The organism is Alphaproteobacteria bacterium, from assembly GCA_016124955.1.
Classification (GTDB): Bacteria; Pseudomonadota; Alphaproteobacteria; order UBA9219; family RFNS01; genus RI-461.
The window spans coordinates 54,798-71,163 of record WGMR01000002.1 but is presented as its reverse complement, the minus strand read 5'-3'; the positions used below and the strand labels follow the sequence as shown (position 1 = coordinate 71,163).

Here is a 16,366-nt window from a genome sequence, read left to right as displayed (position 1 = left end):
TAATATAATGCCAAACAGCTAAAACACAACCATTATATTTCAATGGGTTAGCTGGATGGTTGTAGCTCAATGCGGTTGACGGCAACGCCAAGCTGCCGCGTATCGGCGTTGAGCCCGATATCGCAAGGCCGTCTCGTGCACGGGGTATGTATGGTGATGGTGAGGTTGTCGCCCCGTGTTTCCACGCCGCAATCGGCAACTAGCCATGCGGTGCCCGGGCCGCCGGGTTCAATCCGGTGCGTGACCGGTTTACCGTTGCAGCTAAGGCGGATGCTGCTCATGTCATCCTCGTGCAGCGTGCCGGTCACGAATATCCGTATATTTGCGCCGTTCGTTACTGTTACGGGCAGTACGATGCTTGGCGTACGGCTTGGTCCGCTCCAGCGGTAAGTGCCGTAAAGCGGGTGCGGTTCGATCTGGCCCCATTCAAGCACGCAAACTTGCTCTTCCATTGTAAAGCTGCGCGGCGCCGTTAACGGTTCGCTCGCCGGCATAGTGCCAAGCCCTTTGCCCTGCCTTTCCGTTTTCGCGGTCTGGCCCGGTAAAAGCGCCCAGCCATCGGGCATGGCAAGCATGCCGGCCGGCTGGCTGCGCAACGCACCAAAATCCTCTTCAAGCTGTATGCTCCATGCGGCATCGCCGCGTTGCATCTTTTCCGCGAAAGCGCTTTGTTCCTCGGCGCCTGGTTTCAGATAGATGTTGCGTCGCCACGCGGCGGGGAAGTTGAAGGCGGTCAACGCATCTGTGGCCGTGAAATTGCATTTTGCAAGATGCGCGCGGTGGATGAAATCCCCCTCGCACGGCAAGCGGCATACCCGCGCTTCGGCCCACAGGCTGATTTTCTCGACCAGGTCTTTTTTGTGGAACAACGAACAGGCGGGGAACAGCAAATCGGGGCTGTAGCGGCTGTGCGGCAGAATGCCGCTTGCATACATAACGCCTGATCCAGGCGGGCCAAAGCTTATGGCGCGGCTGACTGTAATGTCCGCGCCGCTGCTTTCCGCCGTGCGCAGGCATGTCTCAAGATGGTCGGCGCGCCACAGATCATGTTGATCAAGATAGGCGATGTATGCGCCGCGCGCCAGTGCCAGCGCGGCATTGCGCGGCGCCGAAGGTCCGCCGGAATTCTTCGGCAAATTGTGCCAGTGAATGCGCGGGTCGTTGAACCCGGTCGCAACCGCTTCGCTTTCGTCGGTGCAGTCATCGCCTACCACAAACAGCTCGAAATCGCCGCAGGTCTGGCGCAGCGCGCAATCAAGCGCCTGCGCGAGCGCGGCGCTGCGGTTATAGGCGGGGATGATGATGGTAATGCGTGGGTCGGGCATGGCTGTAAAATTTGGCTGGGGGACTAGGATTCGAACCTAGACAACGTGAGTCAGAGTCACGGGTCCTACCGTTAGACGATCCCCCAGCAGGTTTTTGCCGTGCCTGTCGGCCATAATGGGCCCGGGCGGCAAGGGCATCATTTCTAGCCCAAGCGGCCGCTTTTGCCAACCATGCCAATTATTTGAAAACACTTGTAAAAATGCTTTTGCCGGGGGCCGCGTCTATGTTAACCAGAGAGCGTGGAAGGATAAGCCATGCCCGCGCCCGTGCTCGCCGCCATTGATCTTGGCACCAACAATTGCCGCCTTTTGGTGGCGGAGCCCGCGCAGGGCCAGCCGCAGGGTTTCCGCGTGGTCGATGCCTTTTCGCGCATCGTGCGGCTGGGCGAAGGGTTCGGCAAGACTGGCAGCATATCCCCCGAAGCGGTGCAGCGCGGGATCGAGGCGCTCAAGGTCTGCCGCGAGAAAATTGAACGCAACCGCGTCACGCATATACGCGCGGTCGCGACCGAAGCTTGCCGCCGCGCCGATAACGGCACGGATTTCATGCATGCGGTGCGCACGCAGGCCGGCATCCCGCTCGAAATCATCACGACAGCCGAAGAAGCGCGCCTCGCCATGCTTGGCTGTACGCCCCTGCTTACAACGGCGCAGCCACATGGGCTTATCTTTGATATCGGCGGCGGTTCGACCGAAATCATCTGGCTGCGTATGGAGCCCGATGGCCGCCCGGCGCTGATCAATCACATATCGGTGCCCTATGGCGTCGTGAACCTGACCGAGCAATTCGGGCAAGACCGCGTGAGCGACGAGGATTACCGCGCCATGACCAACCTGGTGCGCGGCATTTTGCGCGAATTCGATAACGAGCACGGCATCAACACCATGATCCGCGACCGCAAGGTGCAGCTGGCGGGCTGTTCGGGCACCATCACCACGCTGGCGGCGGCGCATCGCAACATGGTGCGCTATCAACGTTCTTTGATCGACGGCAGCACGATGCTGGCTTCGGACGCGCGCGCGATGATCGACAAGTTGCGCGTGCTTGATCTGGCGGGCCGTGCCGGCATTCCGAGCATCGGGCAGGAGCGGTCGGATCTGATGGTCGCGGGCTGCGCCATTTTGCAGGCAATCTTCGATGTCTGGCCGATCCCCGAATTCCGGGTGGGGGACCGCGGCCTGCGCGAAGGCATGCTGACCGATCTTTTGCAACAGATTGGCCGGCCATGACATCGAAGAAATCCGGCGGCAAGAAACCGCGCAAAACCGCGATGCCGCATTTGCGGCAGGAAGCGACGCGGCTGAAAAACGCCCGCAGCCACAAGCCTTCCTCGCAGCGCTGGTTACAGCGGCAGCTGAATGACCCGTATGTCACGGCGGCGAAGCGCGAAGGGTATCGTTCGCGCGCGGCGTGGAAGATATTGCAGCTTGATGAAAAGCACAGGCTTTTGCGGCCGGGCATGCGCGTGGTCGATCTTGGTGCCGCGCCGGGCGGATGGTCGCAGGTGGTGTCGGCGAAAATCGGCGCGCGCGGCCGTCTGGTTGCGCTCGATATCCTGCCGATGGATCCGTTGCCGGATGTCATTTTGTTCGAAGCGGATTTTATGGCGGAAGATTCGCCGCAACGGCTCATGGATGCGCTTGAAGGTCCGGCCGATCTGGTGCTGAGCGATATGGCGGCGGGGACTACGGGCCACAGCGGCACGGACCACATCCGCATCATGTTGCTGGCCGAAGCGGCCTATGAATTCGCGCGCGATGTGCTTGCGCCCGGCGGTACGTTTGTGTGCAAATTGTTTTTGGGCGGAGCGGAAAAGGAATTGCAGCAGCAGTTGCGGCGGGATTTCCGCACGGTCAAATACGTCAAACCCCCGTCAAGCCGCAAGGAATCGGCTGAAACCTATTTGGTCGCGCAGGGCTACAGGAAAAGGTAAGGCGCTTACGCCTTTTCGACGCGCAGCACGGCGCCGTCGCTGCCGACGATCTTCACCTTGCTGCCTATGGGCAGATCAGGCCCGCTGACAATCCAGCTGCTATCGCCCACCGTCGCGCGGCCCCTGCCGCCCTCGATCGCGGTTTCCAGCGTCACCGTCTGCCCTACATAGCGCATGGTGCGCTGGTTCAACGCCGGGTCGGTCGTGCCGCTATCGCTGCGCTTGATGAATTTGCGGGAAAGCACAACGGCAAGCACGGCAAGAACGCTGAAAGCAAGCAGCTGCCATTGCAGGCTCAGTTCGGGCAGCGCCAAAAGCACAACCCCGGTAATTGCGGAAGCAATGCCGATCCAAAGCAGAAAAGCCCCGGGCGCCAGCATTTCCATGGCCATCAGCACGGCCGCAACCCCGAACCAGTGCCAGAACACAATTTCTTCAAACATGGGCGAGCCCTATCTTGACGGGGGGACGGACGAACGCTTGGCCGCGCTCGCGGTTGCGTTCTGGCTTATCGCATCCTTGGCCAGCTCGGCAATGCCGCCAAGCGCGCCGATGACGCTTGAAGATTCCAGCGGCATGAAAACCAGCTTTTGGTTCGGCGATGCCGCGAAGCTTTTCAACGCGCCCATATATTGCTGCGCGACGAAATAGTTGATCGCGTTCACGTCGCCGCTGGCGATGGCCTGCGAAACCACCTGCGTTGCCTTGGCTTCCGCCTCGGCGCTGCGCTCGCGCCCCTCGGCATCGCGGTATGCGGCTTCGCGGCGGCCTTCGGCTTCAAGGATCGCGGCTTGCTTCTGGCCCTCGGCTTTCTTGATCGCGGCTTCGCGGATACCTTCCGCCTCGGTCACCACGGCGCGGCGTTCGCGCTCTGCCGTCATCACGCGGGCCATGCTGTGCAGCATGTCATCCGGGGGCTGGATATCCCTGATCTCGATACGGGTGATCTTGACGCCCCAGGGGGTGGTCGCTTCGTCCACCACATGCAAAAGCTGGACGTTGATCTTGTTGCGCTGGGAGAGCAGTTCGTCGAGATCCATACTCCCGATGACGGTGCGCAGGTTGGTCATGGTCAGGTTCAGGATGGCGATCTCAAGCGTTGTGACCTCATAGGCTGCCTTGGCTGCATCCAGAATCTGGAAGAACACGACTCCGTCGATCGTCACCATCGCGTTGTCGCGTGTAATCGCTTCCTGTGAAGGAACGTCAAGCACCTGTTCCATCATGTTGATTTTCTTGCCCACAATATCGATAATTGGCACGATGAAGTGCAAACCCGGCGTCAGGCTGGTTGTAAAGCGTCCGAAACGTTCGATTGTGTACTGATAGCCCTGCGGCACGGTCTTGACCGTCAAAGCAACAAGAAGAACGGCGAAAATCAGCAGTGTAATCACAAAAATCATGAAGGCCATGGCGGGCTCCCGGTCATATTGACAATGCCGGCAAGCTAACATCGGCGCGCCCCGCAGGCAACTTTGTTGCAAATATGCAAAAACCCAGCTCCGGAGCGATTTGGTTGCGGTTTATAGGAAAAACACTATTGGAAAATCTTGATTAATTCTTAACATCTCTTACCTAGGCTGACAGTATCACTGTCATTGCCTTTCTGCAGCTTCTCAAGGCGCGCCCATGGTCTTTGCGAACTTCAAAATACCGTTTAACAAAACGCCGCTGATCGGGCACGAGCTCGATTACATTCGCGAAGCGATCGAAAACAAGCATGTCGCCGGCAATGGCCCGTTCACGGAAAAATGTGAAGAGCTGCTGAAACAGGAAACCGGCGCGGGACATGTTCTGCTCACAACGTCCTGCACCCATGCGCTGGAACTTTCCGGCCTGTTGCTCAATATAGGCCCGGGGGACGAAGTGATCGTTCCTTCCTTCACTTTCGTTTCCACGGCAAACGCCTTCGCCATACGCGGTGCCAACATTGTGTTCGCGGATATCCGGCCCGATACGCTTAATCTCGATGAAAGCAAGCTGGAAAGTCTGATCCGGCCAAGCACCAAGGCGATCGTGGTGGTGCATTATGCCGGCATTGGCGCGGAAATGGGAGCGATCTGCGAAATTGCCGCGCGCCACAACATTCCTGTGGTCGAAGATAACGCCCACGGCCTGTTCGCCCGCTACAAGGGCAAGACGCTCGGCACCTTTGGCGTGATGGCGACGCAAAGCTTCCATGAAACCAAGAACATCAGCTGCGGCGAAGGCGGCGCACTGCTGATCAACGATATGAGCCTGGTGCCGCGGGCCGAAGTGATCCGCACCAAGGGTACGAACCGTGACCGCTTCCTGCGCGGCGAGGTTGATAAATACACATGGGTCGATATCGGTTCGAACTACACGATGGCCGATCTGCTTGCGGCCTTTCTGTGGGCGCAGCTTGAATCGCGCAAGGCGATACAAGCCAAGCGGCGCGATATCTGGAACGCATATAACAACGGGCTGCTGGAATGGGCGAGCGAGCAGGATATCAAGCTTCCCACCGTCCCGCCCGAATGCGAGCCGAGCTACCATCTTTTCTATATGCTGATGCCGTCACTGGAAGCCCGCAGCGCATTTATCGAAATGATGAAGAAGGAAAGCATCCATCCGGTCTTTCATTACCACGCGCTCAATACGTCGGAATATGGCAAACGTTTCGCCAATATATCGGCGCCGTGCCCGGTGACCGAGGATATCGTCGATAGGCTTGTGCGTCTGCCGATGTATCATGGCCTGAGCGAAGAGGGCATTGATGCCGTGATCGGCCTTGCCAAGAAATTCAGCGTCAAAACCGCCGGTTGACCGGTTCAGGCCGTCAGCCACTTGATCCGGGTTTCCGAAAAGCCGGTTGGCATCGCCGCATGCAGCTTTGGCATCAGCGCCGCGAGCTTTTCATCAAGTTTCCAGGGCGGGTTGATGATGTGCAGCCCGCTGCCGTTCAACCGGTCTCCGCGTTCTTCGCGCCCGTAAATATATTCCACGATCAACTGTTTGGGGATGGCGGTTTGTGCCATATGTTCCTGAAACCGCCAGATGGCGGCGCGGTCCTTGATCGGGTACCAAATCATATAGATGCCGGACGGAAAGCGTGTCATGGCCTTGCCGACCATGGCGGCGACCTTGCCGAATTCATCCGGCTGTTCGTAGGGCGGGTCGATCAGCACAAGGCCGCGCTTTTCGGGCGGCGGCAACAGCGCGCCCATCGCTTCATAGCCGTCGCGTGCGTGCACATGTGCCTGCTTGTTATGCCGGAACAAGGTTTTCAGCGCGCTGCAATCTTCTTCGTGCAATTCGCAGGCGGCAAGCCTGTCTTGCGGGCGCAGCATCTCCGCCGCGACAAGCGGCGAACCCGGATATATATTGACAATATAACCGCCGTTCAGCTTCTGGATGATCTTGTAGTAATCCTCAAGTTCGGGGATGGGGTCGGCCTTGATCAGGGTGCGGATGCCGCCATCGGCCTCGCCGGTTTTCTGGGCGCGTTCGTCGGTCAGGTTATAACGCCCGGTTCCCGCATGGGTATCAAGCACGGCGAAGGGCGTGTCCTTTTGCGCCATGTGCCCGAGCAGCATGGTAAGGACGGCGTGTTTGACAACATCGCAAATATTGCCAGCATGGTAGGCGTGACGGTAGTTCATGGGAACAGGTATGACTGAAGACAGCCCGGTGGGCAATGACTTTGCCTCGCAGATGATCGAAGGCTATGGCTGCACCGCGCGGGATGAATTTTTTGCAGCCGTCGCCTGCTTCAAAAAGGCGCTCAAGCATGCCCCGTGCGAAGCGGAAGGCTGGGTTGCGCTTGGGCGGGTGTTGATCAAGCTTGGCCTGAAGGACGAAGCGCTGGAAGCGATGCAGCGTGCGCATGCGCTTGCACCAGCGCGCAGCGGCGTGGCGGGTGATCTCGCGCGCCTGTACCGTTGGCATGGCAAGGATGGGGAGGCGGAAGAAATGCTCCGCGCCTTCATCGAACGCGTGCCCGGCAATGTGCCGGGCATGTGCGAGCTATGTCATCTGCTGGCCGCGCAGGAACGCTGGCGGGAAGCGGCCGAGGTGGCGCAGGAAATTTTTCTGCTTGGCGCCAGCCCGGGTGTCGATTTTTCCATCAAGTTCAGCATGGCGCTGATATGGCTGCAGCGCCATACCGAAGCCGTCGCTTTGCTTGAAAATCTGGCATGGCATAACGCCGATCATGCCGATACGTGGCTTCATCTCGGGCGCGCTTACGCGACCATCGGCGCGATCGAGAAGGCCAGAAAAGCCTTCGATCATTACATGGCGCTGAAACCGGACGACAATATGCGCGGCATGGTCGAACTGGCGGAATATACGGGGCCGAGCGGGCTCGGGAGCGAATATGTGCGGGGCCTGTTCAACATGATCGCGGAACATTTCGATGACAAGCTCATCAGCGTGCTTGGGTACAAGGCGCCAACGGTGATGCGGGAAGCGCTGGGGCCGTTTCTTGAAGCGGGCAGGCGCTATGACGTTCTCGATCTCGGTTGCGGCACGGGGCTGCCGGGGCTTGTGTTCAAGTCATGCGCGAAAAGCCTGGTGGGGATCGACCTTTCGCCAGCCATGCTCAATCAGGCGCGCCAGCGCCGCCTTTATGACAAGCTTTACACCGGCGACATTGTCGATGTGATGAAGGAAAACGGCCTTGAGACCGATATCGCGGTCGTGGTCGATGTGCTGCCTTATATCGGGCCGCTCGAACGTTTGTTCGAAGCCGTGCATGGCGCGCTGCGCCCCGGCGGCCTGTTTGCGCTGACCACCGAAATGCTGAGCGAAAATGCCGGGGTGGATTACGCGCTCAATCTTGTGAAGCGTTTCGCGCACAAGCAAAGCTATCTGCGCAGGCTGGCGACCCGGCACGGCTACGAAGTTCTGGTATGTGAAGATTTTACGTTGCGGCTTGAATCCGGCCTGCCGGTTGTCGGCACGATGTTTGTGGCAAGGAAGTGATTACTTCAGCTTGCCTTCCTTGAACATCACGTGCTTGCGCAGCTTCGGGTCGTACTTGCGAAGCTCAAGCTTCTTCTGGTTGCGCGGGTTCTTCTTCGTCACGTAAATCGTGCCGGTGCCTTCCGTGCTTTCCATCTTAACGGCGGTCTTTACCTTGGCCATGACTGATCCTTGTTTATCTCTGTAATGCCTGCAAATTCAGGGCTGCAAGATCGTGGAAACGCCTTCGCTTGTCAACCATGCCGAAATCGTGCGCGCGGTCGCCCATAACTATCTGTAAGCCCTAGGCTTTCCGGGTTTGCCGGTAGGCATCGAGCGCGCGCAAGCGCGCCGCCGCGTGGTTAACGATCGGTTCGGGGTAGTTTTTGCCAAGTATAACCCCGGCTTTGCCAAGCGTTTCGGGTGGAGCAAGCCACGGGGCATGGATATGGGCATCCGGCAGCTTCGCCAGTTCCGGCACAAAGCGGCGCACGTAATCGCCCCGCGGGTCGAATTTCTTGCCCTGCAACACGGGGTTGAAGATACGGAAGTAGGGTGCGGCATCGGCGCCGCAACCCGCAATCCATTGCCAGCCCGCTGTGTTGTTCGCAAGATCGGCATCGACCAGCGTATCCCAAAACCACCGCGCGCCTTCTTGCCACGGGATTAGAAGATCTTTCACGAGGAACGAAGCGACGATCATCCGCACGCGGTTATGCATCCAGCCCGTCTGCCACAATTGCCGCATGCCCGCATCCACGATAGGGAACCCGGTCCGGCCGCGTTGCCATGCACGCAACGTCACTTCATCCGTATCCCATGGAAAATGCGCGAAGCTCGGTTGCAGCGGTTTTTCGGCAGTGGCGGGAAAATGGTAAAGCAGGTGATAGCTGAATTCCCGCCAAATGAGCTGCCGTAGAAACGCCTCCGCCCCGGCTGCGTGTGTCTTGCCTTCCGCAATTGCGGATTCCGCCAGTTCCCATATCTGCTGCGGGCTTATTTCCCCAAAATGGAGGTGAGGAGAAAGGCGCGATGTGCCCGGTTTATCCGGCCGGTCGCGGTCGGCCTTGTAACCGCCCGAAGCGTCTTCGGTGAAATCGCGTGCAACCTCGTATGCGTTTGCTTCGCCCGGCTCCCAGCTTTTGCGCAAACCGCTTGCCCAATCCGGCGTGTTCGGCAGCAATCGCCACGCGTGCAAATCGTCGCCCGGCACAGGTGTGGCCGGCGCCGCCATAAGCGCCGGGGCTTCCAGCGTGCGCGGCGGGTTCGGCGCCGCCATGCAGGCCTTGTGAAAGGGCGTGAAAACCCTGTATGGCCCGCCGCCTACTGTTTCAATATCCCACGGCTCATGCAAAAGCGCGGCATTGTGGCTGGTGACCGTTATGCCGTTTTTATGCAGCGCGTTTTTGATCTGCGTATCGCGCTCGGTCGCGTGCGGTTCGTAGCAACGATTCCATGTCACGGACTTGGCGCCGGTTTCCTTCGCCAGCGCGTGCAGGGCTTCAAGCGCCATCCCGCGACGAAATACAAGCGTGATGCCGCGTTTTGCATATGTTTGCCGCAAATGGTCGAGGGAATGGTGAAGCCACCAGCGCGAAGCGCCGCCAAGCGGCCACCGGCCGGCATCATCGTCGCACAATATATAAACCGGAATGACGGGGCCGCGTTCCGCCGCCCAGCAAAGCGCCGGGTTATCGCGCAGGCGCAGATCTTGCCTGTGCCAATATATTATGGGTGTAGAGGTTACCGTCATCGGGCATCCTGCCGCTGGTTTTCATCCAGTGATACTGTTATAACGGTCCGGTCGCAATCGGGCTGTTACAGGGGTGTCATGAAAAAGATCGTGATCCGTATTTTCGCCGCTATCGGCCTGTTGGCGACGGGGCTTGTCATCACCGCCGGTTTTATTGCCGCCAATCTGCGGCATGCGCCCGCGCCGGAGCCGGAAAAGATCGTCCTCGCGCTCGATTTCAACAAGCCGTTGGTGGAACAGGAAAGTTCCGGCCCGCTTGATTTTGCGGTACGCGAACAGGAAACCGTTTTGCAGGATGTCGTGCGCGCACTCGATCGCGCGCGCAAGGATCCGCGCGTGCTTGGTGTCGTGGCGCGTTTTGGCGCCAATTTGCCGCCGATGGCGCAGGCGCAGGAAATCATGGCCGCGCTCAGGCGTTTCCGTGAAAGCGGAAAATTTTCGTACGCCTTCGCCCCCAGCTTCGGGGAATTCAGCTCCGGCAGCCGCGCCTATTACCTTGCGTCCGCGTTCGAACAAATTTGGCTGCAGCCTGTCGGCATTGTCGGGTTGACGGGGCTGCGCGCCGAAGTGCCGTTCGCGAAAACCGCCCTGGCCGATATCGGCGTGCGCGCAAACTTTATGCAGCGCGAAGAATACAAGAATGCGATGGAAAGCCTGACCCGGGATGATTTCAGCGAACCCGCGCGCGCGATGATGCAGGCGCTGATGCAGGATGTTGCGCAGCAAATGGCCGAAGGCGTCGCGGCGGGCCGCGGGCTGGGGCTGAAGGATGCGCAATGGCTGATCGAAAACGGCCCTTATACGGCTGAAGCGGCGCTGCAACTGAAGCTGGTCGATAAAATCGGCTATACCGATGAGCTGGATGCGTTGATCGACAGCGAATATGGCGATGACGCCGCGTTCGTATCGCCCGCCCAGTATATCGGCTTCGCCCATCAAAGCGAGGAACCGAAAGCCAAGGTCGCGCTCGTGCATGCTGACGGCATGATCGTGCAGGGCGGCGGCCCGGCCGGGCGCTTCGGCGGCGGCATCGCGGGGTCCGAGGAGATTGCGCGCGCCATCGCGCTGGCGGGGGAAGATGAAAACGTGCAAGCGATTATTTTCCGCATCGACAGCCCAGGCGGTTCGCCCATCGCGGCCGAAACCATTCGCCGTGCGGTGGTGCGGGCAAAGGAAAAGGGCAAGGTCGTGGTTGTATCAATGGCAAACGTCGCCGGTTCCGGCGGCTACTGGATCGCTATGAACGCCGATTATATCGTCGCGCAGCCGGGAACGCTCACGGGTTCGATCGGCGTTGTCGGCGGTAAATATGTAACCGAAGATATGTGGAAGAAACTTGGCATCAACTGGGGCATTTTGCAGCAGGGTGAACATGGCGGCATGTGGTCGTTCCTCAGCGATTACACCCCGGCCGAGCAGGAACGCGCCAACATGCTGATCGACGATATCTACAAAAATTTCGTCGATCACGTGGCGGAAGCGCGCAAGATACCGCCTGAACGCATGTCCGATGTCGCCAAGGGCCGCGTGTTCACGGGCGCGCAAGCGCTGAAGAACGGACTGGTGGATGAATTGGGCGGTTTCGATACCGCCATGCAGTATGTGCGCGCAAAGCTTGCGCTGGCTGCCGATGCGCCGGTGCTGGTGCAACCGTTCCCCAAGCCGCTTAGCCCTGCCGAGCGCATTATGAAAATCATCGAACAGATCAACAAGCAGGTCGGCGCCGTTGGCGCGATGTCTGACGTGGCGGTGCGGCTGGACCGCGCGATGCAGGTATTTACGGGCGTGTTCAGCCCCGGTCTCGCGGCTCGTATGCCCGCGTCTGTCGAGGTTTATTGATATTGCATGTGGCGGAAAACCAAAGCCTTTGTTGAGAAACATTTCGGGATAGCCATGCTCTCCTCTCTCGGGGCCGGGCTTCTGTTTCCGCAATTCGGCGCCATGCCCGATTGGTTTATTACCCTTGCGATAGCGATCACGATATTCTGCGCAAGCTCCAAGGTGGCGGTGCAGGATTTCAACCTCGCCAATCTCAGGCAGGGAACGGTCTTTTATGTCATCCGGTTTCTTCTGCTGCCGGTTATGATTTACTTTGCTTTTATGGCCTTCTGGCCCGATCTCGGGCAGGTTATTCTATTGTTTACGCTAGCGCCTGCCGGCGTGACGATACCGGCATGGGCCGGTATGCTTGGCGGCCATGCCGGGCTGGCGATGGGGCTTGTGCTTCTTTCCAGCATATTTGCGCCTGTGGCAATACCCGGAATATTTGAGCTCGTTGTCGGCCAGCATGTGGCGATCGACACGGTCGGCATGTTCGTCAATCTCTTGATCATGGTTGTGCTGCCGCTCGGCCTGTATATGGCGCTTTTTCGTCGCTGGCCGCAGGGACATGCTTTTATCAAGGACCATACGAGTTTTGTAACCGTGATACTCATGTTCCTTGTGGTGGCAATTGTTATTGCCCGCAAGAACGAGTATTTAATGGCCGACCCGGCCATGGTTGTTGGCTATGTATTGCTGCTTGGCGTCTTGCAGGCGTTTTTTTATGCAATCGGATGGTATTTTGCTTTTGCAAAAATGCCTGATGTCAAGATTACATATGCGCTGGCCTCTGGCGCGCCGAATATCGCGTTGGCCATTGCATTGGCATTTATGTTTCTGCCGGGCGAGGCCGGAGTGATTATGGTGATAGGCGAAATTCCGTGGATTCTCGGCATGGTTATCTTCAAGCGTATTCTGTCTTGGCGCGGGCTCAGTCCTGCTCGAAATGCCTGATGCTGGCGCGCCAGTAATCCCATCCCGTGATCACGGTCAGCACGCCGGCGGCCCATAGCAGCAGTATGCCGATCGCGTGCGCGGGAATAAAATCCGGCGCGTGGTTTCCGATGATCAGGAACGCGAGCGCAAAAAACTGGATCGTGGTTTTCCATTTTGCGAGCTGGCTTACCGGCACGCCCACGCGCACTTCGGCCAGAAATTCGCGCAAGCCCGAAACCGCGACCTCGCGCAGCAAAATGATCACGGCGGGCAGAATGGAAAGCCCGGCGATGCTGCCTATATTCACAAGCAGCAAAATCACGGCCGCCACCAGCAATTTGTCGGCAATGGGATCGAGGAAAGCGCCGATGCGCGAAACCTGCCCATAACGGCGCGCCACCCAGCCATCAAGCATGTCGGTCAGCGCGGCGGCGACGAACAGCACGAGCGCGGCCCAGGCTGCCCATGCCTGCGCGGCAAAGGCGAGCAGGATCACGATCAGCGGAATGACAAGAATGCGGCCCAGCGTCAGCTGGTTGGGGAGGCTGCGGAACATGCCGCCAGTCTAGCGCGCATTGTGGAAATAGTCATAAATTTTCTTGGCCATGGAAGCGCTGATCCCGGCCACCTGTTGCAGATCGTCAATCCCTGCCTGCGCCACCGCGCGGCCCGAGCCAAAATGGTGCAACAGCGAACGTTTGCGCGCCGCGCCAATGCCGGGAATCTCGTCGATCCCGGTCTGGCTTATCTGCTTGGCGCGCTTGCCGCGATGCGCGCCGATCACGAAGCGGTGCGCCTCGTCGCGCAGCCGCTGTAGGTAATAAAGCACCGGGTCGCGGGGCTCAAGCGAGAAGGGCGCGCGCCCGGTCATAAAGAATCGCTCGCGCCCGGCGTTACGGTCGGGGCCCTTGGCTATGGCAACCAACGGTATTTCGCCAAGGCCAAGTTCGGCCATCACGGCGCGCACGCGGTTCAGCTGCCCCATGCCACCGTCGATAAGCACGAGATCGGGCCATGTGCCGCTTTTGTGTTCCGGGTCTTCTTCGGTCAAACGGCGGAAGCGGCGGGTAAATACTTCCTCCATCATCGCGTAATCGTCATGCGCAGCGCCCGGCGGCAAATCGCGGATGTTGAACTTGCGGTAGCCCTTTTTGATAAAGCCTTCCGGTCCGGCCACAATCATGGCGCCCACGGCGTTGGTGCCCTGAATATGCGAATTGTCGTAAACCTCGATCCGCTGCGGCGGTTCGGGCAGCCCGAAATTTTCGGCCACCCCGTGCAAAAGCCTGTTCTGGCTGGCTTTGTCGGCCATGCGCCGCGCCAGCGCTTCCCTGGCGTTTAAAAGCGCATGTGCGATAAGCCGCTTCTTTTCGCCCTTGTGCGGCACGCTGATCGTTACCTTGTGCCCCGCATGGCTGGTAAGCGCAGTCGCGAGCAGCTTTGCGCCATCCGGCGTGTGGCTAAGCAACAAATGCGGCGGCGCAGGCTTGTCGGTATAGAACTGCGCAAGAAAGGCGGCCAAAACCTCCCCCGCCGGCTGTTCCTTGTCGTGTGCGGGGAAGTGGGTATGCGTGCCGAAGTTGCGATCGTTGCGGAAAAAGAAAATCTGGATCGCGGTTTGTCCCGCTTGCTGATGTGCGGCGATGATATCGGCGTCGCCCGTGCCCGCCACGTTCACATCCTGCCGCGATTGAATGATGGTCAGAACCTTGATGCGGTCGCGCAGGCTGGCGGCAGTTTCGTAATCCCGCGCATCGCTGGCTTCCTGCATGCGTTCCGCCAGCGCTTGCTGGATCGTGCTGCTCTTGCCGCCCAGAAAATCCCGCGCTTCCCGCACCTGCTGGCCGTAAGCGGCTTCGCTTACCTTGTTCACGCACGGCGCGGTGCAGCGCTTGATATGATATTGCAGGCACGGGCGATTGCGAGCGGCGAAAATATTGTCGGTGCAGTTGCGCAAAAGAAAGCCGCGCTGCAGCGCGATCATGGTTTCGTTGACCGCGAGCGCGGAGGCGAAGGGCCCGAAATACCAGCCCTTGCGCGTGCGCGGGCCGCGATGCTTGTAAAGGCCCGGAAATTTGTGCCCGCGCGGGATCACGATATAGGGGAAACTTTTGTCGTCGCGCAACAGGATGTTAAAATGCGGCTGGTATTCGCGCACGAGGTTGGCTTCAAGCAAAAGCGCTTCCGCTTCGGTGCGGGTGACGACGAATTCCATCCCCCGCGTTTGCGCTACCATGCGTTGTAGCCGGGTGGGCAGCCGCCCGCGCTGGGTATAGGCGGCTACGCGGTGGCTCAGTTTCTTGGCCTTGCCGACATAAAGCACCTTGCCGTCCGCGTTCATCATGCGGTACACGCCTGGGCTGGCGGGCAGCGTTTTCAAATGCGCGCGAATGATCACCGCGCCGGCTTCAAAGCTTTTATGGCTGCGTGTCGGGTTGCCCATGCAACCCATTATATTGTTTGCGGTTTATAAAACTAGGGCCGGCGATGCCTTGTCATAACCACGCCGGCGCCCGCCGTGCCCGCCAACACGGCCGGCTTCTCGAGCCGAACCTCGGCCCTATCGACCCGCGGATCGGCTAGGCAGCGGGAAAGGATCATCTCAGCCACCGTTTCAAGCAAGGGGATGTGCGGTGCGGCCGCCAGTTCGTTGAATATATAGCCGTGCAGGCCGGCATAATTGATGCTGTGCCTGATATCGGCTGCACTGCGCTCGGCAAAGTGGTGGTTTAGCCGCATATGCATCTCGATATTGATGCGCACGGTTTGAGGCCGCTGCATTTCTCTATCATAGACGCCGACGCGCAGCGGCACTTCGATATCGCGCAGGAAGATGCAAATCGTATCCTCTTTTACGCCCGTATCTTCGCGGGGCAGGGGGATAATCTCGGCGCTATGTTTGCTGTTGGTCATGATGCCTTCTTTGCCCGTTTTGGCCCGTCCACAAGCGCGGACAGAACTCCGTGCCAGGTCCGTACTTCCTGTTCCGTCATTTGTGCACGTTGCAAGGTGTTGCGCAAGTTGCGCTGCATAATGGGGCGCAGCTCGGCGGTTGTGAAAAAGCCGGCGGTTTCAAGCTCGGTCTCAAGCCGGCCAAAAAGGTTGGTTAGCTCTTCCTTGGTGGCGGGGTGGCTTTCGGTATCGTGCAAATACACATCCGCCGTGCTGTCACCCGCCTGATACCATTCATATCCCGCAAGCAACACGCCCTGCGCGAGGTTGAGCGATGAAAAGGCCGGGTTGAGCGGTATGGTGATGGCATCGTTGGCCAGCGTCAGATCGTCGTTCGTCAGCCCCGTGCGTTCGGGCCCGAATAAAATGCCTATGCGTTGCCCGGTGCCGGTGCGCGCCCGCATATCGGCAGCGGCGGCGCGGCCGGTAAACCAGTTTTTGACCACGGCACGGTCGTTGCGCGCGGTGGTGGCATAGATGTGTTGCAGATCGGCGGTTGCCGCTTCAAGCGTGGGAAAAACCTTGGCATCGTCCAGCACCGCGTCGGCGCCCGATGAAGCGGCGTGCAACCGCTCATCGAGCCAGCTTTCCAAAGGCCACGGATCGCGCGGCTCCACGATGCGCATTTCGGAAAGCCCGCAATTCATCATGGCGCGGGCGCTCATGCCGATATTCTCGACCATCTGCGGACGCACGAGGATGATGGCGGGGGTGGTCAT

At 59.2% G+C, this 16,366-nt stretch carries 16 protein-coding genes and 1 tRNA gene; 6 read left to right on the top strand and 11 right to left on the bottom strand.

Annotated features, from left to right (window positions below):
• Positions 1-47: 47 nt before the first annotated feature.
• Both GC131_00495 and GC131_00490 read right to left on the bottom strand, forming a co-directional pair.
• Entirely contained in the window at positions 48-1,325 is a 1,278-nt protein-coding gene (locus tag GC131_00495; protein ID MBI1272551.1) for a glycosyltransferase, read from the bottom strand.
• A gap of 12 nt (positions 1,326-1,337) precedes the next feature.
• Positions 1,338-1,411, bottom strand: a tRNA-Gln gene (locus tag GC131_00490).
• A gap of 169 nt (positions 1,412-1,580) precedes the next feature.
• On the opposite strand from GC131_00490, the gene GC131_00485 reads away from it, so the two are divergent.
• Positions 1,581-2,555 carry a Ppx/GppA family phosphatase gene (locus GC131_00485; GenBank protein MBI1272550.1) on the top strand — a complete coding sequence of 325 codons (975 nt, stop codon included), beginning with the start codon at positions 1,581-1,583 and terminating at the stop codon, positions 2,553-2,555.
• Between the two features lie 41 nt (positions 2,556-2,596).
• A complete protein-coding gene (locus GC131_00480) occupies positions 2,597-3,259 on the top strand; it encodes an rRNA methyltransferase (protein MBI1272549.1) in 663 nt (220 codons plus the stop codon).
• A 5-nt stretch (positions 3,260-3,264) separates the two neighbouring features.
• On the opposite strand, the gene GC131_00475 is transcribed toward GC131_00480, so the two are convergent.
• Positions 3,265-3,702, bottom strand: a complete 438-nt coding sequence (locus GC131_00475) for an NfeD family protein (protein ID MBI1272548.1) — start codon at positions 3,700-3,702, stop codon at positions 3,265-3,267.
• Between the two features lie 9 nt (positions 3,703-3,711).
• Positions 3,712-4,671, bottom strand: coding sequence for an SPFH/Band 7/PHB domain protein (locus GC131_00470; GenBank protein ID MBI1272547.1), 960 nt, complete (start codon positions 4,669-4,671; stop codon positions 3,712-3,714).
• Between the two features lie 217 nt (positions 4,672-4,888).
• On the opposite strand from GC131_00470, the gene rffA reads away from it, so the two are divergent.
• Positions 4,889-6,046 carry a dTDP-4-amino-4,6-dideoxygalactose transaminase gene (rffA, locus tag GC131_00465; protein ID MBI1272546.1) on the top strand — a complete coding sequence of 386 codons (1,158 nt, stop codon included), beginning with the start codon at positions 4,889-4,891 and terminating at the stop codon, positions 6,044-6,046.
• A gap of 5 nt (positions 6,047-6,051) precedes the next feature.
• Here rffA and rlmJ read toward each other — a convergent pair whose 3' ends face one another.
• Positions 6,052-6,882 (bottom strand): 23S rRNA (adenine(2030)-N(6))-methyltransferase RlmJ, encoded by an 831-nt coding sequence (rlmJ, locus tag GC131_00460; protein ID MBI1272545.1) that lies wholly within the window; start codon positions 6,880-6,882, stop codon positions 6,052-6,054.
• Here rlmJ and GC131_00455 point away from each other — a divergent pair.
• A complete protein-coding gene (locus tag GC131_00455; GenBank protein ID MBI1272544.1) occupies positions 6,881-8,206 on the top strand; it encodes a tetratricopeptide repeat protein in 1,326 nt (441 codons plus the stop codon). The two genes, rlmJ and GC131_00455, sit on opposite strands and share 2 nt — an antisense overlap.
• Here the strand turns inward: GC131_00455 and rpmG are convergent, their stop codons facing one another.
• Positions 8,207-8,368 (bottom strand): 50S ribosomal protein L33, encoded by a 162-nt coding sequence (gene rpmG, locus GC131_00450; protein ID MBI1272543.1) that lies wholly within the window; start codon positions 8,366-8,368, stop codon positions 8,207-8,209.
• Between the two features lie 121 nt (positions 8,369-8,489).
• Entirely contained in the window at positions 8,490-9,938 is a 1,449-nt protein-coding gene (locus GC131_00445) for a deoxyribodipyrimidine photo-lyase (protein ID MBI1272542.1), read from the bottom strand.
• Positions 9,939-10,016: 78 nt separating this feature from the next.
• Here GC131_00445 and sppA point away from each other — a divergent pair, with 78 nt between their 5' ends.
• Positions 10,017-11,777 carry a signal peptide peptidase SppA gene (sppA, locus tag GC131_00440; protein MBI1272541.1) on the top strand — a complete coding sequence of 587 codons (1,761 nt, stop codon included), beginning with the start codon at positions 10,017-10,019 and terminating at the stop codon, positions 11,775-11,777.
• Between the two features lie 6 nt (positions 11,778-11,783).
• Positions 11,784-12,713 carry a hypothetical protein gene (locus GC131_00435; GenBank protein ID MBI1272540.1) on the top strand — a complete coding sequence of 310 codons (930 nt, stop codon included), beginning with the start codon at positions 11,784-11,786 and terminating at the stop codon, positions 12,711-12,713.
• On the opposite strand, the gene pgsA is transcribed toward GC131_00435, so the two are convergent.
• The 4 genes from pgsA to GC131_00415 are packed head-to-tail and all read right to left on the bottom strand — an operon-like array spanning position 12,691 to position 16,366.
• Positions 12,691-13,251 carry a CDP-diacylglycerol--glycerol-3-phosphate 3-phosphatidyltransferase gene (gene pgsA, locus GC131_00430; protein MBI1272539.1) on the bottom strand — a complete coding sequence of 187 codons (561 nt, stop codon included), beginning with the start codon at positions 13,249-13,251 and terminating at the stop codon, positions 12,691-12,693. The genes GC131_00435 and pgsA overlap by 23 nt on opposite strands.
• Before the next feature lie 9 nt (positions 13,252-13,260).
• Entirely contained in the window at positions 13,261-15,147 is a 1,887-nt protein-coding gene (gene uvrC / locus GC131_00425) for an excinuclease ABC subunit UvrC (protein ID MBI1272538.1), read from the bottom strand.
• A gap of 23 nt (positions 15,148-15,170) precedes the next feature.
• Complete coding sequence (locus GC131_00420; protein ID MBI1272537.1) at positions 15,171-15,608, bottom strand: FolB domain-containing protein; 438 nt, start codon at positions 15,606-15,608, stop codon at positions 15,171-15,173.
• Positions 15,605-16,366: an RNA methyltransferase gene (locus GC131_00415; protein ID MBI1272536.1), complete on the bottom strand. Its 762-nt coding sequence runs from the start codon at positions 16,364-16,366 to the stop codon at positions 15,605-15,607. Before GC131_00415 ends, GC131_00420 begins: the two co-directional genes overlap by 4 nt.

Excerpts from the sequence above, each read along its gene's own strand:
- GC131_00495 (MBI1272551.1), bottom strand. The coding sequence starts at position 1,325 with ATGCCCGACCCACGCATTACCATCATCATCCCCGCCTATAACCGCAGC.
- GC131_00485 (MBI1272550.1), top strand. The coding sequence starts at position 1,581 with ATGCCCGCGCCCGTGCTCGCCGCCATTGATCTTGGCACCAACAATTGC.
- GC131_00480 (MBI1272549.1), top strand. The coding sequence starts at position 2,597 with ATGCCGCATTTGCGGCAGGAAGCGACGCGGCTGAAAAACGCCCGCAGC.
- GC131_00475 (MBI1272548.1), bottom strand. The coding sequence starts at position 3,702 with ATGTTTGAAGAAATTGTGTTCTGGCACTGGTTCGGGGTTGCGGCCGTG.
- GC131_00470 (MBI1272547.1), bottom strand. The coding sequence starts at position 4,671 with ATGGCCTTCATGATTTTTGTGATTACACTGCTGATTTTCGCCGTTCTT.
- rffA (MBI1272546.1), top strand. The coding sequence starts at position 4,889 with ATGGTCTTTGCGAACTTCAAAATACCGTTTAACAAAACGCCGCTGATC.
- GC131_00455 (MBI1272544.1), top strand. The coding sequence starts at position 6,881 with ATGGGAACAGGTATGACTGAAGACAGCCCGGTGGGCAATGACTTTGCC.
- rlmJ (MBI1272545.1), bottom strand. The coding sequence starts at position 6,882 with ATGAACTACCGTCACGCCTACCATGCTGGCAATATTTGCGATGTTGTC.
- rpmG (MBI1272543.1), bottom strand. The coding sequence starts at position 8,368 with ATGGCCAAGGTAAAGACCGCCGTTAAGATGGAAAGCACGGAAGGCACC.
- GC131_00445 (MBI1272542.1), bottom strand. The coding sequence starts at position 9,938 with ATGACGGTAACCTCTACACCCATAATATATTGGCACAGGCAAGATCTG.
- sppA (MBI1272541.1), top strand. The coding sequence starts at position 10,017 with ATGAAAAAGATCGTGATCCGTATTTTCGCCGCTATCGGCCTGTTGGCG.
- GC131_00435 (MBI1272540.1), top strand. The coding sequence starts at position 11,784 with ATGTGGCGGAAAACCAAAGCCTTTGTTGAGAAACATTTCGGGATAGCC.
- pgsA (MBI1272539.1), bottom strand. The coding sequence starts at position 13,251 with ATGTTCCGCAGCCTCCCCAACCAGCTGACGCTGGGCCGCATTCTTGTC.
- uvrC (MBI1272538.1), bottom strand. The coding sequence starts at position 15,147 with ATGGGTTGCATGGGCAACCCGACACGCAGCCATAAAAGCTTTGAAGCC.
- GC131_00420 (MBI1272537.1), bottom strand. The coding sequence starts at position 15,608 with ATGACCAACAGCAAACATAGCGCCGAGATTATCCCCCTGCCCCGCGAA.
- GC131_00415 (MBI1272536.1), bottom strand. The coding sequence starts at position 16,366 with ATGACCACCCCCGCCATCATCCTCGTGCGTCCGCAGATGGTCGAGAAT.